Source organism: Streptococcus sp. HMSC070B10 (assembly GCF_001808665.1).
Classification (GTDB): Bacteria; Bacillota; Bacilli; order Lactobacillales; family Streptococcaceae; genus Streptococcus.
Window position 1 is genome coordinate 1 of the sequence record NZ_KV794217.1, and the last position, 26,075, is coordinate 26,075.

The 26,075-nt window shown below is 39.2% G+C and carries 24 protein-coding genes, 3 tRNA genes, 2 pseudogenes and 1 riboswitch; of the genes and pseudogenes, 19 read left to right on the forward strand and 10 right to left on the reverse strand.

Going from position 1 to position 26,075, the window contains the following annotated elements:
- The first annotated feature begins 51 nt into the window (after positions 1-51).
- The 3 genes from HMPREF2613_RS10245 to HMPREF2613_RS10255 all read left to right on the forward strand — a co-directional run bounded on the left by HMPREF2613_RS10245 (position 52) and on the right by HMPREF2613_RS10255 (position 324).
- A tRNA-Gly gene (locus HMPREF2613_RS10245) sits at positions 52-122 on the forward strand.
- A gap of 34 nt (positions 123-156) precedes the next feature.
- Positions 157-230: transfer RNA gene (locus HMPREF2613_RS10250), tRNA-Ile, on the forward strand.
- 6 nt (positions 231-236) lie between these two features.
- Positions 237-324: transfer RNA gene (locus HMPREF2613_RS10255), tRNA-Ser, on the forward strand.
- Between the two features lie 185 nt (positions 325-509).
- Here the strand turns inward: HMPREF2613_RS10255 and birA are convergent.
- Positions 510-1,445, reverse strand: coding sequence for a bifunctional biotin--[acetyl-CoA-carboxylase] ligase/biotin operon repressor BirA (birA, locus tag HMPREF2613_RS10260; RefSeq protein WP_070480266.1), 936 nt, complete (start codon positions 1,443-1,445; stop codon positions 510-512).
- Between the two features lie 282 nt (positions 1,446-1,727).
- Between birA and HMPREF2613_RS10265 the strand changes: the two genes are divergently transcribed.
- From HMPREF2613_RS10265 to pnuC, 6 genes and pseudogenes are all read left to right on the forward strand, one after another.
- A complete protein-coding gene (locus HMPREF2613_RS10265) occupies positions 1,728-2,921 on the forward strand; it encodes an O-antigen ligase family protein (protein ID WP_070480268.1) in 1,194 nt (397 codons plus the stop codon).
- Between the two features lie 144 nt (positions 2,922-3,065).
- Entirely contained in the window at positions 3,066-3,509 is a 444-nt protein-coding gene (locus HMPREF2613_RS10270; protein WP_070480270.1) for a MarR family winged helix-turn-helix transcriptional regulator, read from the forward strand.
- 34 nt (positions 3,510-3,543) lie between these two features.
- A pseudogene (locus HMPREF2613_RS11185) lies at positions 3,544-3,735 on the forward strand (polyketide cyclase); the annotation flags it as partial.
- A gap of 14 nt (positions 3,736-3,749) precedes the next feature.
- The gene (locus HMPREF2613_RS10275; RefSeq protein ID WP_070480272.1) at positions 3,750-4,478 is read left to right on the forward strand and encodes an ATP-binding cassette domain-containing protein; all 729 of its coding nucleotides are present in this window, start codon (positions 3,750-3,752) and stop codon (positions 4,476-4,478) included.
- Entirely contained in the window at positions 4,471-5,991 is a 1,521-nt protein-coding gene (locus tag HMPREF2613_RS10280) for an ABC transporter permease/substrate-binding protein (protein ID WP_070480274.1), read from the forward strand. Before HMPREF2613_RS10275 ends, HMPREF2613_RS10280 begins: the two co-directional genes overlap by 8 nt.
- Before the next feature lie 331 nt (positions 5,992-6,322).
- Positions 6,323-7,108: a nicotinamide riboside transporter PnuC gene (pnuC, locus tag HMPREF2613_RS10285; protein ID WP_070480276.1), complete on the forward strand. Its 786-nt coding sequence runs from the start codon at positions 6,323-6,325 to the stop codon at positions 7,106-7,108.
- 186 nt (positions 7,109-7,294) lie between these two features.
- Here the strand turns inward: pnuC and HMPREF2613_RS10290 are convergent, their stop codons facing one another.
- Positions 7,295-7,831: a TetR/AcrR family transcriptional regulator gene (locus tag HMPREF2613_RS10290; RefSeq protein ID WP_070480278.1), complete on the reverse strand. Its 537-nt coding sequence runs from the start codon at positions 7,829-7,831 to the stop codon at positions 7,295-7,297.
- 132 nt (positions 7,832-7,963) lie between these two features.
- Between HMPREF2613_RS10290 and HMPREF2613_RS10295 the strand changes: the two genes are divergently transcribed.
- The 3 genes from HMPREF2613_RS10295 to HMPREF2613_RS10305 all read left to right on the forward strand — a co-directional run bounded on the left by HMPREF2613_RS10295 (position 7,964) and on the right by HMPREF2613_RS10305 (position 10,595).
- Positions 7,964-8,854: a cation diffusion facilitator family transporter gene (locus HMPREF2613_RS10295; RefSeq protein WP_070480280.1), complete on the forward strand. Its 891-nt coding sequence runs from the start codon at positions 7,964-7,966 to the stop codon at positions 8,852-8,854.
- Between the two features lie 349 nt (positions 8,855-9,203).
- The gene (gene nmlR, locus HMPREF2613_RS10300) at positions 9,204-9,557 is read left to right on the forward strand and encodes a stress response transcriptional regulator NmlR (protein WP_070480282.1); all 354 of its coding nucleotides are present in this window, start codon (positions 9,204-9,206) and stop codon (positions 9,555-9,557) included.
- Positions 9,558-10,595, forward strand: a complete 1,038-nt coding sequence (locus HMPREF2613_RS10305; protein WP_070480284.1) for a zinc-binding dehydrogenase — start codon at positions 9,558-9,560, stop codon at positions 10,593-10,595.
- Between the two features lie 67 nt (positions 10,596-10,662).
- On the opposite strand, the gene galR is transcribed toward HMPREF2613_RS10305, so the two are convergent.
- Positions 10,663-11,664, reverse strand: a complete 1,002-nt coding sequence (galR, locus tag HMPREF2613_RS10310) for a DNA-binding transcriptional regulator GalR (RefSeq protein WP_070480286.1) — start codon at positions 11,662-11,664, stop codon at positions 10,663-10,665.
- Positions 11,665-11,828: 164 nt separating this feature from the next.
- Between galR and HMPREF2613_RS10315 the strand changes: the two genes are divergently transcribed.
- The 3 genes and pseudogenes from HMPREF2613_RS10315 to HMPREF2613_RS10325 all read left to right on the forward strand — a co-directional run bounded on the left by HMPREF2613_RS10315 (position 11,829) and on the right by HMPREF2613_RS10325 (position 14,982).
- Positions 11,829-13,007: a galactokinase gene (locus HMPREF2613_RS10315; RefSeq protein ID WP_070480289.1), complete on the forward strand. Its 1,179-nt coding sequence runs from the start codon at positions 11,829-11,831 to the stop codon at positions 13,005-13,007.
- An 18-nt stretch (positions 13,008-13,025) separates the two neighbouring features.
- Positions 13,026-14,508 (forward strand): annotated as a pseudogene (locus tag HMPREF2613_RS10320) (UDP-glucose--hexose-1-phosphate uridylyltransferase).
- A 69-nt stretch (positions 14,509-14,577) separates the two neighbouring features.
- Positions 14,578-14,982: a PaaI family thioesterase gene (locus HMPREF2613_RS10325; RefSeq protein WP_000651224.1), complete on the forward strand. Its 405-nt coding sequence runs from the start codon at positions 14,578-14,580 to the stop codon at positions 14,980-14,982.
- A gap of 223 nt (positions 14,983-15,205) precedes the next feature.
- Here HMPREF2613_RS10325 and HMPREF2613_RS10330 read toward each other — a convergent pair whose 3' ends face one another.
- Genes HMPREF2613_RS10330 through HMPREF2613_RS10340 form a run of 3 tightly spaced genes read right to left on the reverse strand, consistent with a single transcriptional unit; the run spans position 15,206 to position 18,662 of the window.
- On the reverse strand, positions 15,206-16,243 hold the full coding sequence (locus HMPREF2613_RS10330; protein ID WP_083279276.1) for a DGQHR domain-containing protein: 1,038 nt from the start codon (positions 16,241-16,243) through the stop codon (positions 15,206-15,208).
- Positions 16,244-17,392, reverse strand: coding sequence for a hypothetical protein (locus tag HMPREF2613_RS10335; protein WP_070480290.1), 1,149 nt, complete (start codon positions 17,390-17,392; stop codon positions 16,244-16,246).
- Positions 17,382-18,662 carry a DNA cytosine methyltransferase gene (locus tag HMPREF2613_RS10340; protein WP_070480292.1) on the reverse strand — a complete coding sequence of 427 codons (1,281 nt, stop codon included), beginning with the start codon at positions 18,660-18,662 and terminating at the stop codon, positions 17,382-17,384. The genes HMPREF2613_RS10335 and HMPREF2613_RS10340 overlap by 11 nt, the downstream gene beginning before the upstream one ends.
- 115 nt (positions 18,663-18,777) lie before the next feature.
- Between HMPREF2613_RS10340 and HMPREF2613_RS10345 the strand changes: the two genes are divergently transcribed.
- The gene (locus tag HMPREF2613_RS10345; RefSeq protein WP_070480295.1) at positions 18,778-20,268 is read left to right on the forward strand and encodes a Sau3AI family type II restriction endonuclease; all 1,491 of its coding nucleotides are present in this window, start codon (positions 18,778-18,780) and stop codon (positions 20,266-20,268) included.
- Positions 20,269-20,322: 54 nt separating this feature from the next.
- On the opposite strand, the gene HMPREF2613_RS10350 is transcribed toward HMPREF2613_RS10345, so the two are convergent.
- The 4 genes from HMPREF2613_RS10350 to HMPREF2613_RS10365 all read right to left on the reverse strand — a co-directional run bounded on the left by HMPREF2613_RS10350 (position 20,323) and on the right by HMPREF2613_RS10365 (position 23,828).
- Positions 20,323-21,585: a nucleobase:cation symporter-2 family protein gene (locus HMPREF2613_RS10350; protein WP_070480297.1), complete on the reverse strand. Its 1,263-nt coding sequence runs from the start codon at positions 21,583-21,585 to the stop codon at positions 20,323-20,325.
- Positions 21,585-22,166, reverse strand: a complete 582-nt coding sequence (locus HMPREF2613_RS10355) for a xanthine phosphoribosyltransferase (protein WP_000770415.1) — start codon at positions 22,164-22,166, stop codon at positions 21,585-21,587. Before HMPREF2613_RS10355 ends, HMPREF2613_RS10350 begins: the two co-directional genes overlap by 1 nt.
- A 123-nt stretch (positions 22,167-22,289) precedes the next feature.
- A riboswitch (purine riboswitch) is annotated at positions 22,290-22,385 on the reverse strand.
- 217 nt (positions 22,386-22,602) lie between these two features.
- Positions 22,603-22,989, reverse strand: coding sequence for a bleomycin resistance protein (locus HMPREF2613_RS10360; RefSeq protein WP_070480299.1), 387 nt, complete (start codon positions 22,987-22,989; stop codon positions 22,603-22,605).
- Positions 22,990-23,000: 11 nt separating this feature from the next.
- A complete protein-coding gene (locus HMPREF2613_RS10365; RefSeq protein ID WP_070480392.1) occupies positions 23,001-23,828 on the reverse strand; it encodes an exodeoxyribonuclease III in 828 nt (275 codons plus the stop codon).
- A 133-nt stretch (positions 23,829-23,961) separates the two neighbouring features.
- Between HMPREF2613_RS10365 and HMPREF2613_RS10370 the strand changes: the two genes are divergently transcribed.
- The 3 genes from HMPREF2613_RS10370 to HMPREF2613_RS10380 form a co-directional block, all read left to right on the forward strand.
- Positions 23,962-24,417, forward strand: coding sequence for a DUF3290 family protein (locus HMPREF2613_RS10370; protein ID WP_000675343.1), 456 nt, complete (start codon positions 23,962-23,964; stop codon positions 24,415-24,417).
- Entirely contained in the window at positions 24,414-25,049 is a 636-nt protein-coding gene (locus HMPREF2613_RS10375; protein ID WP_000174453.1) for a DUF421 domain-containing protein, read from the forward strand. The genes HMPREF2613_RS10370 and HMPREF2613_RS10375 overlap by 4 nt, the downstream gene beginning before the upstream one ends.
- Positions 25,050-25,103: 54 nt before the next feature.
- On the forward strand, positions 25,104-26,075 hold a 972-nt coding region (locus tag HMPREF2613_RS10380; RefSeq protein WP_261674016.1), incomplete at its 3' end, for an ABC transporter transmembrane domain-containing protein.

Genomic DNA, 26,075 nt, shown 5'->3' on the forward strand with positions numbered 1-26,075 from the left:
TGTGTCGGCGGTTCGATTCCGTCTCGCGCCATTTTTATTTATAGTATTTATGCGGGTGTAGTTTAGTGGTAAAACTACAGCCTTCCAAGCTGTTGTCGCGAGTTCGATTCTCGTCACCCGCTTTGAACTTTGTTCAATTACCAAGTTTTTTAACTTGGGCGCGTAGCTCAGGTGGTTAGAGCGCACGCCTGATAAGCGTGAGGTCGGTGGTTCGAGTCCACTCGTGCCCATTAATAGGAGAATTACTCAAGAGGCTGAAGAGGACGGTTTGCTAAATCGTTAGGTCGGGTAACTGGCGCAAGGGTTCGAATCCCTTATTCTCCGTTTTATTGAGAGTTTATAACTCTTTTTTTGTATTTTTAAGTATAGTAGAATAAAAACTTCAGATTTGTAAAACTTAATTGGATTACTTATCTGAAGTTTTTTTGGGCTCTTTGTCAACTGTAGTGGGCTGCAGAAAAGCTAAAATCTTTTTATATTGTCGATTTTATGGTTGTGCTAGTTTATTATTACTTCCAACTCTTGAGTGAAATTTCTCCGCTATTGAGCCAGATTTCTTTTCCGTTATCACATTGAACTAAAAGTTTGCCATTTTCTGAGATATCTTTAGCAAGTCCCTTGTAGTCTTTTTGATCTAGTGTGAAAGTAACTTCTTTTCCTAGAACGAATGACTGTTTTTTATAGAGGTATAATAACTCTTCTGCTGGTGTTTCGAAGAAAGCACGCCAGGTCTCTATGATTAATTCATTTCTGGTTATAGGTGCTGGAGCTTTGAATAAACTAGCAGCTTTTTCTTTTAATTCTTGAGGGAAGTCTTTGATAGCAAAGTTGATTCCTACTCCAATAATGATATCTGTGACTAAGCCAGTTTCTACAGATGTCATTGCCTCAGTGAGGATTCCTCCAATTTTATGATTGTTTAGGTAGAGATCATTGACCCATTTTATGTCGACATCAATTAAAGTTAGGTTCTTAATGGCTTTGTAGACAGCTCCTGCTACAAGTAGTGTGTAGGATGGTAATTTGTCGTAAGGGAGATTTGGTTTGAGATGGAGTGTCATATAAATGCCACCTTGTGGTGAGTAGAAAGAACGTTCAAATCGACCTCGGCCTGCTGTTTGATAGGAAGCTAGATAGAGGGTGTTTGCTTCATTTCCTAAATCAATTACTTCTTTTGCATCGAGTTGTGTTGATCTTGTTTCGGGTTTAAAACTGATTTTAATTGGAAGATTTTGTTCTAGAAGTTCTGGAAGAATAAGGTCTCCGTTCACCAGTTTATAGCCTTTGTTTTTGATACTATCAATTTCAATGCCTTCTTGTTCTAGACGCTTGATGGCTTTCCAAATTGATGTTCGGCTTAGTGATAGTTCTTCTGCGATTTTTTCTCCGCTGACATAGTCGATTTCTTTAGCTAGAATTTGGTAGACGGCTTGGTAAGATTTCATAGTGTTTCCTTTCTTTAGGAATTGTAAATGATTTAAATATAGTTTGGATAATTGGTCAAAACCTTATTATATTACTACTATTTTAACATATACCTAGTCTTTACGGTATGATTTTCTTATAGTAAATCTAGTCATTAAGTTTGAGTTTTGAAATATCAGTATTTTTGCTCCCTTTTTTACCTAGTAAACGTTTCCTTTGTTTTCAAATTGCTAAAAAAGTGGTACAATAAAGAATAGCTTACTATTATCTGAATCAACTGATTTGGAGAGAAAGGATTCGTTTTGAAATCAATAGGCTTTATTGAAAAGCTGAAAGGGTTGTCTAGTAAAGAGCTAATTTTATTGGGAATTATCCTGAGTATCTTTTTACCCTTTTATCTTTTTGTAGTTGTATTCTGTTTATATATTATCAGTTTAATTTTTACAGGGGACATGAAAAGTATTCTTCAGAAAATGGGGGAGCATCCGATGCTGCTTCTTTTTCTTGGTTATAGTACTGTTATATCCGTTTTTGCACAAAATTGGATGGGTCTTGTGGCTTCAGTAGGAATTTTTCTATTTACTGTTTTCTTTTTGCACTATCAGTCGATTTTATCACATAAATTCTTTCGCTTGATTTTGCAGCTCGTCTTATTTGGTAGCGTATTGTCAGCTGCTTTTGCGAGTTTAGAACATTTTCAAATTGTGAAGAAATTCAACTATGCTTTTCTTTCACCCAATATGCAGGTTTGGCATCAGAATCGAGCAGAAGTTACCTTCTTTAATCCTAATTATTATGGTATTATTTGTTGTTTTTGCATTATGATTGCCTTTTACCTATTTACTACGACTAAGTTAACATGGTTAAGGTTTTTTTGTGTGGTAGCAGGCTTTGCTAATCTATTTGGTTTGAATTTTACCCAAAATCGTACGGCTTTTCCAGCTATTATTGCAGGAGCCATCATTTACCTCTTTACCACAATTAAAAACTGGAAGGCCTTTTGGCTTAGTATTGGGGTCTTTGCGATTGGCTTGAGTTTCCTCTTTTCTAGTGATTTGGGAGTTCGGATGGGGACTTTAGATTCTTCTATGGAAGAACGCATTTCTATCTGGGATGCTGGGATGGCCTTGTTTAAGCAAAATCCTTTTTGGGGTGAGGGGCCATTGACCTACATGCACTCTTATCCTCGGATAAATGCTCCTTATCATGAACATGCTCACAGTCTATATATCGATACGATTCTGAGTTACGGAATTGTGGGAACTATTTTATTAGTTTTGTCTTCTGTTGCTCCTGTTCGTTTGATGATGGATATGAGTCAGGAGTCGGGGAAACGTCCGATTATTGGTCTTTATCTATCTTTCCTTACAGTGGTTGCTGTGCACGGAATCTTTGACCTGGCCCTCTTCTGGATTCAGTCAGGTTTCATTTTCTTGCTAGTTATGTGCAGCATTCCATTGGAACGTCGAACTTTGGTATCGGACATGACGGATTAAGTTTATAAGATTGAAATCTTCTACCTTGAGTAGGAGATTTTTTTACTGGGAAAAATTATTTCTAAATCGAAATAGTTGACAGATGGAACGACGAGTGTTACAATTACTTTATTCATTTCGATATAGAAATAAATTGGAGGTGTCATGAAAGATAGTCATTTGGTAGCCCTTCATATTCGTTTGTTGAATGGGCGGATTTTTCAAAAGTTACTTAGTCGGGATCCTGAAGCTCTTTATCGGAGTGAACAGGGGAAGATTTTAGCGGTTTTATGGAATAGTAAAACTGGTTGCGCAACTGCGACAGATATTGCGCTTGCGACTGGGCTTGCGAATAATACACTGACGACTATGATTAAAAAGCTAGAGGAACAAAATCTTGTAACTATTAGTCCATGTGGGGAAGATAAGCGTAAGAAGTATTTGGTTTTAACAGAGTTGGGGCAGTCTCAGAAAGAAGTGGGGCATCGTGTCAGTCAGAAATTGGATACGATCTTTTACAAAGGATTTTCAGAGGAAGAAATTCGTCAGTTTGAAGCCTTTCAAGAAAGAATTTTGGCTAATCTGAAAGAGGAGGAAAATGAGGTTTAAAATGGAGCAAATTAGCTGTTTATAAGTAAAGACCACTTTTGACTTTGTTTTCAAACTCTTAGGACAAGGAAACTATGTGGTTAGCTATGGTCAGACTCAGATTGGTGGAGTTGCCTATGCCCAGTATGATATCTTCCGTCTAGAAAACGGGAAAATTGTGGAGCATTGGGACAATAAGGAAGTCATGCCTAAGGTAGAAGACTTGACCAATCGAGGGAAGTTTTAAATTGAGGATACAGAATGATTGAATACAAAAATGTGGCGCTACGCTACACAGAAAAAGATGTCTTGAGAGACGTCAATTTACAGATTGAGAATGGCGAGTTTATGGTTTTAGTTGGGCCATCTGGGTCCGGTAAGACAACCATGATTAAGATAATTAACCGTCTCTTGGAACCTACTGATGGAAATATTTATATGGATGGCAAGCGTATCAAAGACTATGACGAGCGGGAGCTTCGTCTTTCTACTGGTTATGTTTTACAGGCCATTGCTCTGTTTCCCAATCTAACGGTCGCGGAAAATATTGCACTGATTCCTGAAATGAAGGGATGGACTAAGGAAGAAATTGCGAAGAAAACAGAAGAGCTTTTGGCTAAGGTTGGCTTACCAGTGGCTGAGTATGGGCATCGTTTGCCTAGTGAATTATCTGGTGGGGAGCAACAGCGGGTTGGTATTGTCCGTGCTATGATTGGTCAGCCTAAGATTCTTCTCATGGATGAACCTTTTTCGGCCTTGGATGCAATTTCGAGAAAACAGTTGCAGGTTTTGACGAAAGAATTGCATAAAGAGTTTGGGATGACAACGATTTTTGTTACCCATGATACGGATGAAGCTCTGAAATTGGCGGACCGTATTGCTGTTTTGCAGGATGGAGAGATTCGTCAGGTGGCGAATCCCGAGACGATTTTAAAAGCTCCTGCAACAGACTTTGTAGCAGACTTGTTTGGAGGTAGTGTTCATGACTAATTTAATTGCAACTTTTCAGGATCGTTTTAGTGATTGGTTGACAGCTCTATCTCAACATTTGCAGTTGTCACTTTTGACCTTGTTGTTGGCTATTTTTATCGCGATTCCCTTGGCTGTTTATCTCCGCTATCATGAGAAGTTGGCCGACTGGGTCTTGCAGATTGCAGGGATTTTCCAGACTATCCCGTCTCTGGCCTTGTTGGGGCTCTTTATCCCCTTGATGGGAATTGGAACCTTGCCGGCTTTAACAGCGCTAGTGATTTATGCGATTTTCCCGATCTTACAAAATACCATCACTGGGTTGAAGGGAATTGATCCAAGTCTGCAAGAGGCTGGGATTGCCTTTGGGATGACTAGATGGGAGCGCCTCAAGAAGTTTGAAATTCCACTTGCCATGCCTGTCATTATGTCTGGGATTCGCACGGCGGCCGTCTTGATTATCGGTACGGCAACCTTGGCGGCCTTGATTGGTGCAGGGGGACTAGGTTCCTTTATCCTTTTGGGAATTGACCGTAATAATGCCAGTCTGATTTTGATTGGGGCCCTTTCTTCTGCAGTGCTGGCTATTGCCTTTAACTTACTATTAAAAGTGATGGAAAAAGCAAAATTGCGGACGATTTTCTCTGGTTTTGCCTTGGTGACAATATTACTCGGTCTGTCTTATAGTCCAGCCCTCTTGGCTCAAAAAGAGAAAGAAAATTTGGTGATTGCTGGGAAATTGGGTCCAGAACCAGAAATTTTGGCCAATATGTATAAGTTGCTGATTGAAGAAAATACCAGTATGACTGCAACTGTTAAACCGAATTTTGGGAAAACAAGCTTTCTCTATGAAGCTCTGAAAAAAGGCGATATTGACATCTATCCTGAATTTACGGGTACGGTGACTGAAAGTTTGCTTCAACCATCACCGAAAGTGAGTCATGAGCCAGAGCAGGTTTATGATGTGGCGCGTGATGGTATTGCCAAACAGGATCATCTAGCCTATCTCAAACCTATGTCTTATCAAAATACCTATGCTGTAGCTGTTCCGAAAAAGATTGCTCAAGAATATGGCTTGAAGACTATTTCGGACTTGAAAAAAGTGGAAGGACAGTTGAAGGCAGGCTTTACACTCGAATTTAATGACCGTGAAGATGGCAATAAGGGCTTGCAATCAATGTATGGTCTCAATCTCAATGTAGCGACCATGGAGCCAGCCCTTCGCTATCAGGCAATTCAGTCAGGTGATATTCAAATCACGGATGCCTATTCGACTGATGCAGAGTTGGCGCGTTATGATTTGCAGGTCTTGGAAGATGACAAGCAACTCTTCCCACCTTATCAAGGAGCGCCACTCATGAAAGAAGCTCTTCTCAAGAAACATCCTGAGTTGGAGAAAGTTCTCAATAAATTGGCTGGTAAAATTACTGAAAGCCAGATGAGTCAGCTCAACTACCAAGTCGGTGTTGAAGGCAAGTCAGCAGAACAAGTAGCCAAGGAGTTTCTACAAGAACAAGGTTTGTTGAAGAAATAGCTTGAAAAGCTAAACTCAACTTCCTTAAACTACTTTACAGAAGAATGCTCAGACAATTTCGTCTGGGCTTTTTGAGTGTCATAATTAATGATTTTCATTTTTAAATGGAAAATAAGAGAAAATTTTCAGGATTTTTCAAATTTCACTGTAAAGACACTTGACTATTCATAAAATAGGTGTATAATGCTTTGTGAACTACTTAACAAATAAGGATTTTTAGCTCATGTCGACTAAGGTTAAAAATCTTGTGTATAGACAGTTCATTATCTAATAGAGCGTTGCGTCCGAAAGTCTATCCAGACACGGCTCTTTAAAAACAAAAGGAGAAATGATGCATACTTATTTGCAAAAGAAAATTAAAAATATCAAAACAACTCTAGGTGAAATGTCAGGTGGTTACCGTCGTATGGTTACGGCGATGTCTGATTTAGGATTTTCAGGAACTATGAAGGCTATCTGGGATGACCTTTTTGCCCATCGTAGTTTCGCCCAGTGGCTTTATTTGCTGGTTTTAGGAAGTTTTCCTCTCTGGCTGGAGTTGATTTATGAACACCGTATTGTTGACTGGATTGGGATGATTTGTAGCCTGACTGGGATTATCTGTGTTATCTTTGTATCGGAAGGTCGAGCAAGTAATTATCTTTTTGGCTTGATTAACTCTGTTATTTACCTTATTTTGGCCCTACAGAAAGGATTTTATGGTGAGGTGCTCACGACCCTTTACTTCACAGTTATGCAACCGATTGGACTTCTAGTGTGGATTTACCAAGCACAGTTTAAGAAGGAAAAGCAGGAGTTTGTTGCACGTAAACTGGACGGCAAGGGCTGGACAAAGTATATTTCCATTAGTGTTCTTTGGTGGTTGGCCTTTGGCTTCATTTATCAGTCTATTGGTGCTAATCGTCCCTATCGGGATTCTATCACTGATGCGACCAATGGGGTTGGGCAAATCCTCATGACAGCTGTTTACCGTGAACAGTGGATATTCTGGGTGGCCACCAATGTCTTTTCAATCTATCTTTGGTGGGGAGAAAGCCTGCAAATTCAAGGGAAATATCTAATTTATCTCATTAATAGTCTAGTTGGTTGGTATCAATGGAGCAAGGTTGCTAAGTAGAATACTGACTTACCTAACTAGGAAAAGATGTTTGAAAATGCTGTTTTGAGATTTCGATTAAAACAGAAAGAGTTGATAATCAAGGATTTCAGATGATGAAAAAGAGGATCTGTGGGTCCTCTTTTGTTGTTGAAAAAGTAAAAACTCAGTAGCCGGGGTATAAGACAACTGAGCTCTACTCTGTATTCATTTTTTATAAATAAGAAGGTCTAGATAAAACTGGACCACTTCTTGTTCTGTGAGATCTTGCCCTTTTTTGAGCCACCAGATCAATGTCTCGATAAAGTTGGTTACAACTAAGTGTTGGAGATAAGAATCAGGCAGACTGGGGTGAGCTTTTTTCAAGTCATCAGCCAGCATGGGATAGACGTGGTGCTCCAACTCTCTCTGGAGTTGACGGAGGAAGTAGTCATTTTTGGAGAATAGCAAACTAGTGATATGGTCTTGGTTTTTCTGAAAATGTAGAAAGAGGTGGGTGAGGTAATCTTCGGTTGAAATGGCTTGCTCTCTTTCAAAGAGATGATGGAAGAGGTAGCGACAGAGCTCATCCAGAAGTAGCTCCTTACTCTCATAGTGACAGTAAAATGTAGAGCGTCCCACATCTGCGAAATCAATGATATCCTGAACAGTAGTGGCCTCGTAGCCCTTAGCATTCAAAAGTTGTAGAAAGGCTTGATAGATGGCTTTTTTTGTTTTACTGATACGGCGATCAATCTTAGTCATATGGACACTTGAGGCAAATTGTTCAGAACTGAATAAAGCTGACCTTTTGCTTCTATCCTTTCTTTGAGTTTTAGTGGATAATGATAATGAACAAGATGTTCATGAATCTATTATAACAAAGGAATGAGAAATATGAAGGCAAAATATGCTGTTTGGGTGGCTTTTTTCTTAAATTTGACTTATGCTATTGTCGAGTTTATTGCAGGTGGAGTATTTGGTTCGAACGCTGTTCTTGCTGACTCTGTGCATGACTTGGGAGATGCGATTGCAATTGGAATATCAGCTTTTCTAGAAACCATCTCCAATCGTGAAGAAGACAATCAGTACACCTTGGGTTATAAGCGTTTTAGTCTGCTAGGAGCCTTGGTAACAGCGATAATACTCATGACAGGGTCTGTTCTAGTCATTTTGGAAAATGTCACGAAGATTTTGCATCCGCAACCAGTCAATGATGAGGGGATTCTCTGGTTAGGAATGATTGCGATTACTATTAATGTTTTAGCGAGTCTAGTGGTTGGTAAGGGAAAGACAAAGAATGAGTCTATTCTGAGTCTGCATTTTCTGGAAGATACCCTAGGGTGGGTGGCTGTCATCCTAATGGCCATTGTTCTTCGATTTACGGATTGGTATATCCTAGATCCGCTTTTGTCCCTTGTCATTTCTTTCTTTATTCTTTCAAAAGCCCTTCCACGTTTTTGGTCTACAGTCAAGATTTTTTTGGATGCTGTGCCGGAAGGTATTAATATCAAGCAAGTAAAGAGTGGCCTGGAGCGATTGGACAATGTAGCTAGCCTTAATCAGCTTAATCTCTGGACTATGGATGGTTTGGAAAAAAATGCCATTGTCCATGTTTGTATGAAAGAAATGGGAAATATGGAAGCTTGTAAAGAATCTATTCGAATTTTTCTCAAAGATTGTGGTTTCCAAAATATTACCATTGAAGTGGATGTTGACCTAGAAACTCACCAAGCGCATAAGCGAAAGGTGTGTGACTTGGAGCCGAATCATGGGCATCGTCATTAGAAAAAGTGAAAAATGATTGGGTACTATCGTATTTGGAATAGAGTAATTTCTTTATTATTTATACTCAATGAAAATCAAAGAGCAAACTAGGAAGCTAGCCGCAGGTTGTACTTGAGTACGGTAAGGCGACGCTGACGTGGTTTGAATTTGATTTTCGAAGAGTATTAAATATTTTAAAAGATTGGTAATAGAAGAGCATTGTATAAACTCCATATATATGATTGCTAATGATAAAAGATTTTCGATTAGGTGCAAAATGCTTGACTTGGAGTCAACTCAAAGTTATATAATAAGATAAGTGAGTTAGAGTAATTTAAACTCAGTGAATGAAATGAGAGGAGATTGGCCTATGAATATTAAATCTGCTAGTGATTTGTTGGGAATTTCAGCGGATACGATTCGGTACTATGAACGGGTTGGTCTTGTGCCACCGATTACTCGTACCGCTACTGGGATTCGTGATTTTCAAGATCAGGATATAGAAGCGTTGGAATTTATTAAGTGTTTCCGTTCGGCAGGTGTCTCTGTAGACAGTTTAGTTGACTATATGTCGCTCTACCAAAAGGGGGATGAAACGAGAGAGGAGAGGCTTGGTATTTTAGAAGAGGAAAAGCAAAAATTAGAGGAGCGCTTGTCTCAGTTACAGACGGCTTTAAATCGCTTAAATATCAAAATTAAACTTTATAAGGAAGGGAAATTTTAAATGAAATCAGCAGTATATACAAAGGCGGGTCAGGTTGGACTTGCTACAATTGAACGCCCGCAAATTATAGACGCAGATGATGTGATTATTCGTGTAGTTCGCGCGTGCGTTTGCGGATCGGATCTGTGGAGGTACCGTAATCCAGAAACGAAAGCTGGACACAAAAATAGTGGACACGAAGCGATTGGGATTGTCGAAGAAACTGGGGAAGCCATTACGACGGTGAGACCAGGTGACTTTGTCATCGTCCCTTTTACACATGGATGTGGTGAGTGTGATGCCTGTCTTGCTGGATTTGACGGTTCTTGCGACAATCATATTGGTAATAACTTGGGGGGCGATTTTCAGGCGGAATATATCCGATTCCACTATGCAAACTGGGCGCTGGTTAAAATCCCTGGACAACCTTCTGACTACACAGAAGGTATGCTAAAGTCCCTCTTGACTCTTGCTGATGTCATGCCGACAGGCTATCATGCGGCGCGAGTTGCAAATGTTCAAAAAGGGGACAAGGTTGTTGTTATCGGTGATGGGGCTGTTGGTCAATGTGCTGTCATCGCGGCGAAGATGCGTGGAGCATCGCAAATTATCCTTATGAGTCGTCATGAAGACCGTCAAAAGATGGCCATGGAGTCAGGTGCGACAGCGGTTGTAGCTGAGCGAGGTCAAGAAGGTATTGCCAAGGTGCGTGAAATTCTCGGTGGCGGAGCGGACGCAGCACTTGAATGTGTTGGTACGGAGGCTGCTGTAGAACAGGCGCTAGGCGTTCTTCATAATGGAGGGCGCATGGGCTTTGTTGGTGTACCGCACTATAATAATCGTGCTCTTGGTTCGACATTTATGCAAAATATCTCTGTAGCAGGTGGGGCAGCTTCTGCTACAACATATGATAAGCAATTTTTACTAAAAGCTGTTCTGGATGGTGATATCAATCCAGGTCGCGTCTTTACTTCAAGTTATAAACTGGAAGATATCGACCAGGCTTATAAAGACATGGATGAACGTAAGACCATTAAGTCTATGATTGTGATGGACTAAAAAAGAGAATCCTAATGGAGATTTGAGACTCTCTATTAGGATTTTTTGTCATGTTTAATTTGTGGAGTTATGGCAGAGTACTCTCTCTCAATGTCAGTCTGGTTCCCAACATGGTTAGGCTAGGGATTTTGCGACCGTGGAGCACTTCCTTGTTAAGAATATCCATACCTGCTCGGCCCATTTCTTCGGTATAGACGGTGATGCTGGAGAGGGGAGGATAAACCTGTTTGGTCAGACTAGTGTCGTTAAAGGAAATGAGGCTGACACGGTCTGGCAGGCTGATTCCAGCTTCTTGGAGGGCACGGAGGGCACCGATAGCTAAACTATCGCTGGCTGCGAAAAATGCTGGCGGGAGTTGGTCTCCCAAGTTCTGAATGGCCTCTTTCATTAAGTCATAGCCAGACTGGGCAGTAAAGCTTCCTTGAAAGACCAGTTCATCATGATAGATTCCTTTTGTTTGACTGTAGTTTCTGAAGTTTTCAAGACGCTTGTCCTGAATGATTTCTTCTTGGTCAGTTGTTTCTTCAAGGCCTGTTAGAATCCCGATGCGGTCTATCCCTTGGCTGAGAAAATAATCGACAACCTGTTTCATGGCAGTGTAAAAGTCCGTGATAATGCAGGTATGTCCTAGTGAAAGAGTATCACTGTCTAGAAAGACAAGAGGCTTTTGGTATTCTTCAAAGGCAGAAATCTGTGCTCGGCTAAATTTACCGATACAGAGAATCCCAATCACTTCCTCGCTCAGGGTAAAAGGATGGTCATTAAAATAGCGTAAGATATCATAGTCCAGTTCTTGGGCTCTTTTTTCTATGCCTAGGCGAATCTGGTAGTAGTAGAGGTCGTCCAGCTCCCCTTGTTCGCTGACCCATTGAATAATGGCAATCTTTTGCTTGGGTTTATGGGACTCGCCTGTCTTGAGGTGCTTAGTGTACCCCAGCTCTTCAGCAACGGTTAAAATACGGTGTCTGGTTTCTTCTGTAACAGATAGGCTCTGGTCGCGGTTTAGGACACGGGATACGGTCGCGATAGAGACAGAGGCTAGCTGTGCAATGTCTTTTAAGGTAGCCATAAATCCTCCTTCTTTAAAGTTAGTATATCATATTTTTCTGCTTTTTACTGATAATTTAGTAAAAGTTTAGTAAAAAGGATTGACCGTGGGAAATCCCTTAGATACAATAGAAGAAAACGATTACACGTTAAGTTGACTTAACGGACAGTCAAAGGAGAATTCATATGACACAACATCTTACTGCTGAAACTCTTCGCAAAGACTTTCTTACTGTTTTTGGTCAAGAAGCAGACCAAACTTTCTTTTCACCAGGTCGTATCAACTTGATTGGTGAACACACAGACTATAATGGTGGACATGTATTTCCAGCAGCCATTTCCTTAGGAACTTATGGGGCTGCTCGCAAACGTGATGACCAAGTCTTGCGTTTCTACTCAGCTAACTTTGAGGACAAGGGCATTATCGAAGTGCCTCTCGCTGACCTCAAGTTTGAAAAAGAGCATAACTGGACCAATTATCCAAAAGGAGTTCTTCATTTCTTGCAAGAAGCTGGACATGTGATTGACAAAGGTTTTGATTTTTATGTTTATGGGAATATCCCAAATGGTGCTGGTTTGTCTTCTTCAGCATCCCTTGAACTCTTAACAGGGGTCGTGGCAGAGCATCTCTTTGATTTAAAATTAGAGCGTCTCGATTTGGTTAAAATTGGCAAACAAACAGAAAATAACTTTATCGGAGTCAACTCTGGCATTATGGACCAATTTGCTATTGGTATGGGTGCAGACCAACGTGCTATTTACCTTGATACCAATACCTTAGAGTATGATTTGGTGCCACTTGATTTGAAGGACAATGTTGTTGTCATCATGAACACCAATAAACGCCGTGAATTGGCTGACTCTAAGTACAATGAACGTCGTGCTGAGTGTGAAAAAGCAGTGGAAGAATTGCAAGTTGCTTTAGATATTCAGACCTTGGGTGAATTGGATGAGTGGGCCTTTGACCAATACAGCTACCTAATCAAAGATGAAAATCGTTTGAAACGTGCTCGCCATGCTGTGCTTGAAAACCAACGTACCCTCAAAGCTCAAGCAGCCCTTCAAGCAGGAGATTTGGAAACATTTGGTCGTTTGATGAATGCTTCTCACGTTTCTCTAGAACATGACTATGAAGTAACTGGCTTGGAATTGGATACCCTTGTTTACACAGCTTGGGCACAAGAAGGCGTTCTCGGTGCTCGTATGACAGGGGCAGGTTTTGGCGGATGTGCCATTGCTTTGGTGCAAAAAGATGCTGTCGATGCCTTTAAGGAAGCTGTAGGCAAACACTACGAGGAAGTCGTTGGATACGTTCCAAGCTTCTATATCGCTGAAGTTGCAGGTGGCACTCGCGTCCTTGACTAGTCAAAAGGAGGCTTTATGGTGACCTTAGTAGATAAATTTGTAACACATGTCATTGCAGAAAGTACCTTTGAGGAAATGGATCGAATCTACCTGACCAATCGTGTCTTGGCACGAGTGGGAGACGGTGTTTTGGAAGTTGAGACCGACCTGGATAAATTGATTGACCTCAAGGACCAGCTGGTTGAGGAAGCCGTTCGATTAGAGACGATTGAGGATAGTCAGACTGCGCGTGAAATCCTCGGTGCTGAACTGATGGACTTGGTGACCCCTTGTCCAAGTCAGGTCAATCGTAACTTCTGGTCAACCTATGCCCACTCTCCTGAGCAAGCGATAGCGGATTTTTACCAACTCAGTCAGAAAAATGACTACATCAAACTCAAGGCTATTGCTAAAAATATTGCTTATCGTGTACCGTCTGACTACGGTGAACTTGAAATTACCATCAATCTCTCTAAGCCTGAAAAAGATCCGAAAGAGATTGCAGCAGCCAAGTTGGTGCAAACTAGCAATTATCCTCAGTGTCAACTTTGTCTAGAGAATGAGGGCTACCATGGTCGGGTAAACCACCCAGCTCGCAGCAACCACCGTATTATCCGTTTTGAAATGGCTGGTCAGGAGTGGGGGTTCCAGTACTCGCCCTATGCTTACTTTAATGAGCACTGTATTTTCTTAGATGGCCAGCATCGTCCTATGGCCATTAGCCGTCAGAGTTTTGAGCGTCTACTGGCTATTGTAGAGCAGTTTCCAGGATATTTTGCAGGCTCTAATGCCGACTTGCCTATTGTGGGGGGGCTCTATTCTAACTCATGATCACTATCAGGGAGGCCGTCACGTATTTCCTATGGAATTGGCTCCCTTGCAAAAGACCTTCCGATTTGCTGGTTTTGAGAAGGTCAAGTCTGGGATTGTCAAGTGGCCTATGTCAGTGCTACGTTTGACCTCGGATTCTAAAGAGGATTTGATCAACTTGGCTGACAAGATTTTACAGGAATGGCGCCAGTATTCAGATCCAAGGGTGCAAGTCTTGGCAGAAAGTAATGGAACACCACACCATACCATTACACCCATTGCCCGCAAACGCGATGGTCAGTTTGAGTTGGACTTGGTCTTGCGGGACAATCAGACATCGCCAGAGCATCCTGATGGTATCTATCATCCCCATAAGGATGTCCAACATATCAAGAAGGAAAATATCGGCTTGATTGAGGTCATGGGCTTGGCTATCTTACCACCACGTCTGAAAACAGAAGTGGAGCAAGTCGCTAGATATCTCGTGGGAGATGGTGATACAGTTGCTGATTATCATCAGAAATGGGCAGACCAACTCAAAGTCCAACATCCAGACCTAACAGATAAAGAAAAAGCCCTTGAAATCGTCAAGGACTCTGTGGGTACTATCTTTGCGCGTGTACTTGAGGATGCAGGAGTCTACAAGCAGACGGAACAAGGACAGGCAGCCTTTATGCGCTTTGTGGAACAGGTCGGAATTTTACTAGACTAGGAGCTTTCTCCTTGCACAGTCCTATAAAAAGTAGTATCATAGTGTCGTTTGAAATATCAGGAGGAAACGATGAAAGATTTTCATTTTGACGCTATATCTGCTTTTGAAAATTACGAAATTGAACAAATGAGAGATGGCCACGTTGTGGTGACGACAAAAGTAGTGGATTCGTCGCTCAACTACTATGGCAATGCCCATGGTGGCTATCTCTTTACTCTCTGTGACCAGATTAGTGGTTTGGTGGTCATATCTCTGGGACTTGATGGAGTGACACTCCAATCTTCTATCAACTACCTCAAAGCAGGAAAACTCGACGATGTGCTGACCATTAAAGGAGAATGTGTCCATCAAGGTCGCACAACCTGTGTGGTGGATGTCGATATCACCAATCAAGAAGGCAGAAACGTCTGCAAAGCAACCTTTACCATGTTTGTCACAGGTCAGCGGTCAGAAGAAAGACAGGTACGAATATAGATAACTAAAAAAGAGGCTGAACAGAAAGTTTTTAAAATTAGAAAAAGGCATAATATCAGGTGTTGAGAACCTTGATATTATGCCTTTTATTGTGGGAAAATTCACTTCATTTTTCCTAAAATTGAGTTTCTGTTCAGTTTTTTGTTACTTTCATTTAAAAAATGTATAAATTAAAACTATTGTTATATTGAGCTATAAATTCGTGACTCAAAAATTAATCACTTTAACTATCAAGACTATCCATCAAAATTTTGGAAATAATAGTATGTCCAGCTCCAGAAGAATAACTTGAGTATAAGCCATTTGGAAGCCAGTATTCAAATGAAGAATTTATTTTTTTGATTGCAATTTTGATTTCTGTTAACAAACTCTGTTTATCATCAACTTCAATAGATTTTTCTTGTAAATAATTATATATAAATTTAATAATTGCACTAGACCCGATAGTTCCCTGAATAATATTATTGTCTCCTTCTTTTTGAAATAGCTGTGGCCATTTATTTTCGAAAGAGGACCAAATGATATTTATAATTTCAAAGCAAAAATCTATGCATCTATCTAATTCTGAAAGGTTACTTAAATCAATAAGATTTTTATTTTTTAAATAATTAACAATTGGCATATAGGCCCTGACAAATGAGTTAAGAGAAATTAATTTTCCCGTAGCTCTTGGAGTCCCCTCCCAAGCAATATTATTATAAAAATACGAATCTTTCGAACTATCTAATTTTCGAGCAATCTCTACTAAAATATATTGTTTTCTAGCTGAAATTTCTCTCTCTTCGAAATCGGAGTAAAGTGTTTTAGCTATTAGCGCCAAAGAAGTATCTACTTTTTTTGAGGTTTTATTTATAGTTATAAAGGTCTCAACTTCTAGCTTTATAGTCGGCTTTATTAAAGTAATAATATTAAGTTCATAATCCTTAATTTCATTATATAAATCTCTGTTTTTCTCTCTAATATTTTTAAATGCTTGAACTCTATGTTGGCCATCAACAATATACAAAGTGTTTGTTTCATCTTCACGTAAAGAACAAATGATAGGACTTGGGAAAAGAAAGTTCCTGTTTGCAAACTCATCAGTAATGTATTTTTCTATTTTATAAACATGTTTGTTATTTATTTCGCGTTGATAGCCTTTAAATGTTCTAGAGTCAAAAACATCTACTGTCGTTACTCTAATCAAGTCTTCAATAGTCATATTTTTAGATTCAATCCCAGAAAATTCTGAGTGAACTTGATTAATGTTATTTTCTTTCATTTAATTTATCCTTTTTGTTTTAAATCCATTTGTTTCTAAAAATGTTAATAGTAAAGGTTTATAATCTGTATTATTTTCTTCCTCTTCATCATCAACATCAAAACCTTCGTCTTCTGTTTCCTCTTCCAAATTTAAACCAGAATTTTCTATAATAGAAAAAATTAAGAGATCTAAGAAATTAGTATCTGTGATGTTATTAAAACAAAAATCAAAAATTTTTTTAATTGATTCTATCTCATCTTTGTGAAGTATAACTGACAATATTTCATTCAAATCTTCATAAACGTTACTAGTTTGTAGATTTGTATAGGTATAATTACTTTTTATTTCAATTGTTTGGTTACTCATCAACTGAATTAGTAATTCTTCCATAACAATAATATTTTTACGTATGAATACATTGAAGAAGATTGAATAAAAATAATGAGAATTTAAATCTTCTACCAAGTTTGCCTGTTTGAAATAAATCGTGAGTAATTGTTTTAATAAATCGTCTTTTTTGTATATTTCTTTTTTTAATAGGTATAGTTGTCTATCACAACTAGTTAGAGTGTTCCAGATTTCCTCAACATTTTTCTTTTTTTGTTCAATTCGGAAATCAAAATTGTTTGGTTTATAAATTGAACCATGTTCAACTTCACCCCATAAATTATGAATAGACGATTTAATTTGTATTTCAAATCCAAATTTTAGTTCTGGATTATCTGAAGATTGAATAAGTCCCTGGAACTTCATTATTGGGTGACCATTTGCTTGTTGATTATGTGGGCTTAATTGATCGGCTGGAATTTCAATATTTGACTTTTGGTTTAAAAATTCAATCAAATTTTCAGCTAATTGCTCTTCTTTATTGAAAAATAATGTATTTATTCTATAGCCAATAAAATCTGGTAAGTTTCTACTAAGAGTTTTTTTATTTATCTCATCCTCCCCTGTGATATAATCCCACTTATTTAAATAGTCGTTTCTGACTAGTTTTTCCACAAAGCTAACATTTGATTTAATTCTATTTTGTTTCCCCGTGATTTCTTTAGTAGTATTAATAGATATAAACTCTTCGAGGTATTCATTTAAACATTTATTAGATTGACTGACAGAATCAGAGAGCATATCAAATATATTTAACCATTCCTCTTTACTAGCTCTCATGTTTTTCCTCCCATTTTTTAATATAGACTCCAATTTCTTTTACAATTTCAGTAACTAAAGCATTTCCCATAAAAAACATTCTCATTTTATCAGATACCTCTACAATAGAACCATCAGATAATTTCTTTTTAGCTGTCCAATCATCTGGGAAATCCTGAAGTCGTTCAGCTTCAATGGGGGTAATTAATCTATATTTATTATTTATAAATAATAAATGTGTAGAACGATTAACCGTTCCTTCGGATGTAAGCATTGTTCGTCCAGGAAGGTTTAAATCATCATAAGGTGACATTCCTCCTTCTGAATAGATGTATTGATGTCCGTCAGAGGATGTTCGTTCAATTTTCTTAGGTCCTCTAAGATATTGAAATTTTTCTAATTTTGACTGATCAGTTAAAAAATATTTTTCAGGGACTTCAGACTCATCTTGAAGAATTTCTCCTAGAGTGATAGGATTACCATTGTAATTAGGTTCTGTATCAATAGAATAGTATTTTCCATGTCTCATAATTCCTGTATTCCAAACAGTACCAGTAAAAGTATCTGAAACTTCAACTATATCATTTGGTAACTCATAAAACACATGACGATTTTTAACTGCTATAGGTTTAATAGGAAATTGTTTAGCAAATAAACCTTGATTGAAAATATAGTCATCATACCTATTATCTTCAAAGATTTCTTCATTTTTTTCGTAAAGATTGTCAATTTTTTGGGCAAAGACGGTATCATTTCGATATACGAAAAAGAATACACGACGTCTTCGTTGGCTTCTTCCATACTCAGCAGCATTAATAACTCTCCACTCTACAGAATATCCAAGATTATTAAAAGCTGTGAGCATGATTGCAAAATCACGTCCTCTCTGTTTTGAGGGCGCTTTTAAAAGCCTATCCACATTTTCCAGAATTAAGTATTTGGGTCTAATGATTTCCGTTGCTCTAATGATTTCCCAAAATAAAACTCCTTTTTTTCCTTCAATACCTTTCTCATTTTTCTTGCTACGCGCAACAGAGTAATCTTGGCAAGGAAAACCACCGACAATCATATCGGCATCCATTTTGGAAAATTGTTCGTCCGTTATATCAGAGATACTAATATTGATGTTTTCGCTATTGGGGAAGTGATAATCATAGACCTCAAATGCGTCTTGAGATTTACGAGATGGTTCCCATTGGTTTGCCCATTTTGTTTTAAAGAGTTGCTTATCGGCATTTTCTAATCCTATTCGAAAACCGCCAACTCCAGCAAATAGTTCGAGAACTTTCATCTTTTCTCCTTCATTTTTTACAGTTTAATCCATTATATACTATTTTCAATGATTGATCAAGTATTAATGTTTGCTTTAGTTTAATTTGATATAATATAAAAGATAGGAGAAGAAAATGGATCAAAACTTATTTAACTATAACGATGAAGATATCGATAGTGTTATTGAATATTCTCATAAACTATTAAATAGAAAATTTTCCGATGTTATGGAAGAGTATAATCGTTCGCTTTATAAATCATATGACGATTATAATGATAGAGTAGTCTCTGAGGTACAAGATAAAGCAATTAGTATGAAGTCAAAAGGGCAGTATGGAAATTATATTGAAAAATATTTCTATGGTTATCAGCCAAATAGTGACTCGGAAGCTGACTTTGAAAAAATAGGTGTAGAATTAAAAGTTACTCCTTTTAAGATAAACAAAAATGGGACACTTAGTGCAAAAGAACGACTTGTATTAACAATACTAAACTATATGGAGGAAAATTTAGAGGATTTTTACTCCACTCATTTATGGAAAAAATGTGCAAAGATTTTGTTATTGTTTTACAATGGCTTAATTCCTAATCGAACAATGAAGGACTATGTCATTGAAAAAATATTTTTATATGAATGGTTTGAGGAGGATATGGCAGTCATCCTTGAAGACTATCAGAAGATTACAGATAAAATCAAAAATGGAAGGGCACATGAATTATCAGAATCAGATGGAAACTATTTATCAACTTGTACAAAAGGTGCAGGTAAAGGAAAGGATTTAAGACAGCAACCATTTAGTCATGAATTAGCAAAACAAAGAGCTTGGGAATTAAAATCAAGTTATATGACCTATCTGATTAATCATAAAATCTTTAACCAATCAGATCAAGAAAGTGTTCTGGCTAATTTTAGGGGTGAGAAAAAATCATTTACAGAGGTTATTGCAGAGAAGATTCTCACCTACAAAGGTTTCTCTGAACAAGAGTTATATGATAGATTTGAAGTGAATCCCAAAGCAAAAGGTAAGAATAGTACTCTGATTAGAAAAATTTTAGGCTTAACAGGGGATTTAGATAAAACTAAAGAATTTCAGAAAGCAAACATGAATTTGAGAGTTATTCGAGTAGATAAGAATAATTTACCTAAGGAAGACTCTCCATTTAAAACTTATTGTTTTAAAGAATTAGCAGAAACAGATAGTTGGGAATCATCACATGTTTATAATGAAATTTATAATAAACGATTCCTCTTCGTTATTTTTAAGGAAATTGAACCTAAGCTATTTGTATTAGATTCTATCAAATTTTGGGGATTTCAGGATAGACAATTAGAAGAAATCCAAAGAGTGTGGCAGGAAACTAGACAAATTATTTCTGACGGAGTTAAATTAACTCAAAATGGTAATAAAGTTTCAACTAATTTCCCTCAAAGTAAGATAAATAGAATCCTATTTACGAAATTACATGCTACCAATGCTTATTATGAAATTGAAAAAGGAAAATTTGTTGGGAAAGGCTCATTATCTGATACAGATGAACTTCCAGATGGACGTAGGATTACAAAACACTCCTTTTGGATGCCTAAGAAGTTTATAAAAGAAATATTAGATGGGAATTGGGATTGATTGTATTTATAATCAATTTGTGATAAACAAAAAAGAGGTTCACACCTCTTTTTCTTATTTCTTTTTATGATTTAGTACGGCATTGAGGACAATGGCGAGTAGGCTGGCTACGACGATTCCGTTTGAGAAGAACATTTGGAAGGCTGTCGGCATGCTGACAAAGAGATTACTGTTGTTGAGTCCGACACCTGCAGCGATTGATACAGCTGCGATAAGTAAGTTATGTTCATTGTTAGCAAAGTCAACACGAGCGAGGATTTGCATTCCTTGAATCGATACAAAACCAAACATCACCAGCATGGCACCACCGAGGACAGGGCTCGGAATGATTTGAGCAAGGGCACCAAACTTAGGAAGGAGTCCAAGGAGAACGAGGAAACCAGCTGCGTAGTAGATTGGCAGGCGAGTCTTGATACCTGATAATTTAACTAAACCAACGTTTTGTGAAAATCCTGTGTAAGGGAAGGTGTTAAAGATTCCTCCGAGAAGTACGGCCAAACCTTCTGCGCGGTAACCGTTGCGAAGGCGTGTGCTGTCGATTGGGTCTTTTGTGATATCAGACAAGGCTAGGTAAACACCAGTCGATTCAACCATAGACACCGTTGCGATGATACACATCATGACAATAGATGAGATTTCAAAGGTTGGCATCCCAAAGTAGAGGGGAGTTGGGACATGGACAAGTGGTGCTGCCGCAACAGGAGAGAAGTCCACCAAACCCATGCTAGCAGCAATGGCAGTTCCAACAACTAGACCAATCAAAATGGAGATAGACTTGATAAATCCTTTGGTAAAGATGTTAATCAAGAGGATAATCAGAACAGTGATAGCGGCAAGCAAGAGACTTTGACCAGTTGGTTCTGGAACGTTATTTCCCATATTTCCAATAGCGACAGGAATCAAGGTTAAACCAATCGTGGTAATTACAGAACCTGTTACGATAGATGGGAAGAGATTGGCCACTTTTGAGAAGATGCCTGAAACAAGAACCACGTAAATCCCTGATGCGATAAGGGCACCAAACATAGCTCCACTACCATGGCTTTGTCCAATCATAATCAAGGGGGCTACCGACTGAAAGGCAACTCCAAGAACGACTGGGAGTCCAATCCCAAAGTATTTGTTGAGTTGAAGTTGGAGGAAGGTTGCCACCCCACACATGAAGATATCTGTAGAAATCAGGTAGGTTAACTGCTCAGCCGAATAGCCAAGGGCTGTCGCAATCATGATGGGAACCAGGATGGATCCTGAGTACATAGCTAGTAAGTGCTGCAAGCCAAGAACGGCTGCTTGTGAATGTTTTTCTTGAGTTTGCATTAGAGATCTGCCTCCTTAAATACGACTTGACCATTTTCAAAACGATCCAAACGAGCGAGTGATAGAACAGGGTAGCCTGCTTTTTCAAGCAAATCACGGCCATCTTGGAAGGATTTTTCAATCACAATACCGATAGCTTCGACTGTAGCACCAGCTTGTTCGATGATTTGAATCAAGCCTTTGGCAGCTTGGCCGTTAGCAAGGAAATCGTCGATAATCAAGACCTTGTCCTCTGGTGAGAGGAATTTTCCAGCGATAGAAACGGTGCTTGTTACCTGCTTGGTAAAGGAGTAAACTTCGGCAGTTAAGATTCCTTCGTTCATAGTGATGTTCTTAGCTTTTTTGGCGAAAATCATGGGAACGTTTAAGGCTTCAGCTGTAAAAACGGCTGGGGCAATACCCGACGCTTCAATGGTTACGACTTTGGTAATGCCAGCAGAAGCAAATTTTTCCGCAAAAACCTTACCAATCTCTCGCATCAAGCTAAAGTCAACTTGGTGGGTTAAAAAGGAATCTACCTTGAGAATGTTGTCACCCAAGATATGCCCATCCTTGAGGATGCGCTCTTCTAATAATTTCATAAGACCTCCTAAAGTCTAAAAGCCAATCCATTTGCTTGTTTATAGTTTCTAGCAAGAAATAGAAAAAGGACTTACTTAATCTCTAAGCAAGTCCCCAAAATAGGCATGGCAAAAATGACCATACCTCACTGCTGACTTACTTATTGTTAGGTGTTCCGGCACCTTGTAGAAACGTCGCGCCAATTCACGACATAAACAAGTAAAATGATATTTAATTTAAAATAGGCTTGAGCCAATGTTTTTATTTTACACTAAATAACTTTAGAAATCAAATATTTTGTCAGTGTTTTGGAATAAAAAACGAACAAATTGAAGAAAAATAGACAAATTCTCAATTATAGGCTAACATTTAGAAGTATTTTCCATCGTAAAAGACATATTATCAAGATTCTTCAACACCTGACAATATGCCTTTTTCTGATTTGAAAGATTTTTTCTATTCGCTAAATCTTAAAAAATAGCCATCTGGATCTAAAACTGCAAATTCGTGAGGGTAAATAAAGCTATCTCCTACTCGAAATTCTCTTTTGGTCAGCGGACGATGGGTAGGATAGTCAGCTTCCAGCAGTTTTTGGTGGAGCTGAGGGACATCCTTGATGCCAAAGGAAATATTGACACCGCGCCCGAAAGGATAGGTCAGCTGAGCTAATTCTTCTGCGCTGCCTTCTTCTAGCATAAGTTGGCAGTCTTCAAGCGAGAGGAAGAGAAATTTCTCCTCTGGACGCTCGTATTCGACAGAGAATCCTAGCAGGTTGCAGTAGAAGTGGCGTGATTTTTCGATGTCAGATACTACAAACTCAGGAATGACAGCTTGGTAGTCCATTCGTTTTCTCCTTAGAGTTCAATTTCCAAGACAATGGGTGTGTGGTCTTGGCGAGCACCTGAGTCAATCATATCAGATTTAGTGACCTTGTCTGCGAGACGGTTACTTGTGAGCCAGTAGTCGATTCTCCAGCCTGTATTGTTGATTTTAGAAGTCTTGCTGCGCTGTGCCCACCAAGTGTAGCGTTCTGGAACATCGCCGTGAACATGACGGAATGTATCAGTAAATCCAGTTGCTAAAAGGTTGGTAAATCCAGCACGTTCCTCGTCGGTAAATCCTGGTGAACGGCGGTTGCTAGCAGGATTCGCAAGGTCAATTTCATTGTGGGCTACGTTGTAGTCACCGGTCGCAAGGACTGGTTTTTCTTTGTCTAGTTGAGCCAAATACTCCGCATATTTGGCATCCCAGATTTGGCGTTCTTCCAAGCGTTTGAGTCCATCGCCAGCATTTGGTGTGTAAACTTGGGTCACGAAAAATTCATCAAATTCTAGAGTGATGATACGGCCTTCCAAGTCCATGGTAGAAGGGGCACCGATTTCTGGGAAGCTGATAGTTGGTGTAAGTTCTTTCTTATAGAGGAACATGGTTCCAGCATAGCCTTTACGGGCAGGTTCTTGGGAAGAGCGCCACGTGTTTTCGTAGTCTGGGAAGAGTTCAGCTAAAATTTCCAAGTGTTTCTTTGTAGGCCCCTTGGCAGAAAGCTTGGTTTCTTGGATAGCGATGATATCAGCATTTTCAGCGATCAAGGTTTGTAGTACTTCTTGGGACAATTTGGCACGAGCTGAGTCACTAGTTAGGGCAGCATTGAGGGAATCAATATTCCATGAGATGAGTTTCATAAAGTTACCTTTTTCATTCAGATTATAGATTTTATTATACCAAAAAAAGGTCCATTTCCCCAACGTATGGCTTGAAAAATCACTCTCTTTCGTTTATAATTAAGAATGATTTTATGAAAGGGAGTGAAAATAAATGAAATTTTACTCATATGACTATGTACTTAGCCAAATCAGTCAGCAAAATGGAATGATGATTGGCTTTGGGATTGTGCTCCTAGCTATCACAGGATTTTTTGCTTTTAAAGCCTATCGAGATAAAAAGGGGACTAAGTTTCGGGAATTGGTCATGATTTTGGCCTTGACCTTGGTGGCCATGCTTTTGGTGACAATCTCAAAATACCAGACCAATCAAGCCTCTAACAACCAATTTCAAACTTCCCTTCATTTCATAGAGGTTGTTTCCAAAGACTTGGGAGTGGATAAATCAGAAGTTTATGTCAATACTTCTGCAGCCACTGATGGAGCACTTATCAAGGTAGGTTCAAATTTCTATCGTGCCATGAACGGGAGCCAACCAGACAAGTATCTTTTAGAGAAATTAGAATTGCATCAAACAGACGCTATTGAATTGGTGGAGGTAAACAAATGACACTCAATTATATGGAAATTTTAATCAAACTGGCCTTGGGTCTTTTCTCTCTTGTTTTTGTTATTAATGTGACAGGAAAGGGGAATCTAGCACCTAACTCTGCTACAGACCAAATTCAGAACTATGTTCTTGGTGGGATCATCGGTGGGGTGATTTACAATAGTTCAATCAGCATTCTGCAGTATGCAGTGATTTTGATGATGTGGACGATTTTGGTCTTGACCCTCAAGTGGCTCAATAACAATGTTCGTTTTGTCAAACGCTTGATTGATGGAAAACCAACTCTCCTTATCAAAAATGGGCAGATTGACCCAGAAGCCTGTCGTTCAGTTGGTTTGTCTGCAGCAGAAGTTGCTCTCAAACTTCGTAGCCAAGGGATTTTCCAGATGAAACAGGTCAAACGCGCTGTGCAGGAGCAAAATGGCCAACTCATCGTGGTCCAAATAGGAGATGAAAATCCTAAGTATCCAGTTGTGACTGACGGTGTGATCCAAGTCGATGTCTTGGAAACGATTGGCCGTAGCGAAGAGTGGCTGCTTGATAATCTCAGCAAACAAGGACATGACAATGTAGCCAATATCTTTATCGCTGAGTATGACAAGGGTGCGGTCACAGTCGTAACCTATGAATAAGAAAAACCTGGGGTCTTGGCCTCAGGTTTCTATTTGCAATCAGAAAGGGATGTTATGTCCATTATTCAAAAACTTTGGTGGTTTTTCAAGTTAGAAAAACGCCGTTATTTAGTCGGGATTGTGGCTCTGGTCTTGGTTTCCGTCCTCAACCTCATTCCCCCAATGGTTATGGGGAGGGTCATTGATGCCATCACATCGGGGCAATTAACCCAGCAGGACCTCCTTCTTAATCTATTTTATCTACTTCTGGCAACCTTTGGGATGTACTATCTGCGCTATGTTTGGCGCATGTATATCCTTGGAACTTCCTACCGTCTAGGGCAGATTATGCGGTCTCGTTTGTTTGAGCATTTTACTAAAATGTCGCCAGCCTTTTATCAGACCTATCGGACGGGGGACTTGATGGCACACGCAACCAATGATATCAATGCCCTAACGCGTCTGGCAGGGGGTGGTGTTATGTCTGCCGTGGATGCCTCTATCACGGCTTTAGTGACCTTGATGACCATGCTCTTTAGCATTTCGTGGCAAATGACCCTAGTTGCCATTTTACCCTTACCTTTCATGGCTTATGCGACCAGTCGTCTAGGGAGAAAGACCCACAAGGCTTTTGGCGAATCACAGGCTGCCTTTTCCGAACTTAATAATAAGGTACAGGAGTCTGTATCAGGTATTAAAGTGACCAAGTCTTTCGGTTATCAGGCGGACGAGCTCAAGTCTTTCCAGGCAGTCAATGAATTGACCTTCCAAAAGAACCTCCAAACCATGAAATACGATAGTCTCTTTGACCCTATGGTTCTCTTGTTTGTTGGTTCATCCTATGTTTTAACCCTCTTGGTCGGCTCCTTGATGGTTCAGAAAGGGCAAATCACGGTTGGTAATCTGGTCACCTTTATCAGCTACTTGGATATGCTGGTTTGGCCTCTTATGGCCATCGGTTTCCTCTTTAATATTACTCAGAGAGGGAAGGTTTCCTACCAGCGGATTGAGGAACTTTTGTCTCAGGAATCACCTGTACAAGACCCT